This window comes from Pantoea sp. B9002, assembly GCF_013385945.1.
Taxonomy (GTDB): Bacteria; Pseudomonadota; Gammaproteobacteria; order Enterobacterales; family Enterobacteriaceae; genus Pantoea.
In genome coordinates, this window is record NZ_JACAPA010000058.1 from 1 (window position 1) to 399 (window position 399).

Genomic DNA, 399 nt, shown 5'->3' on the forward strand with positions numbered 1-399 from the left:
CCGGATTGTTAAAGAGCAATAACTTCGCAATGTACCCGAGGATACATTCTGAAGTTAGTTATCAACGTGGGGTCGTTGATGGTGGAGCTAAGCGGGATCGAACCGCTGACCTCCTGCGTGCAAGGCAGGCGCTCTCCCAGCTGAGCTATAGCCCCATAGAGTTTTTGCAAAACGCTTGCTTACCAGGAGAATTCTTTCACAGACAAGGCGTGACGACGCGAAGCATACTGAAGTATGCGAGTCGTTGTCACAACGCGGTATGGGGAAGAATTTGGTAGGCCTGAGTGGACTTGAACCACCGACCTCACCCTTATCAGGGGTGCGCTCTAACCACCTGAGCTACAAGCCTGCAGGCGTTTTACGCTCTTCTTTAATTTCATCAGACAATCTGTGTGAGCA

General features: G+C 50.6%; 2 tRNA genes. Both read right to left on the minus strand.

Annotation, left to right across the window (positions count from 1 at the left end):
• Positions 1 to 79: 79 nt before the first annotated feature.
• A tRNA-Ala gene (locus HX773_RS23260) sits at positions 80 to 155 on the minus strand.
• 117 nt (positions 156 to 272) lie between these two features.
• Positions 273 to 349: transfer RNA gene (locus tag HX773_RS23265), tRNA-Ile, on the minus strand.
• Positions 350 to 399 lie beyond the last annotated feature (50 nt).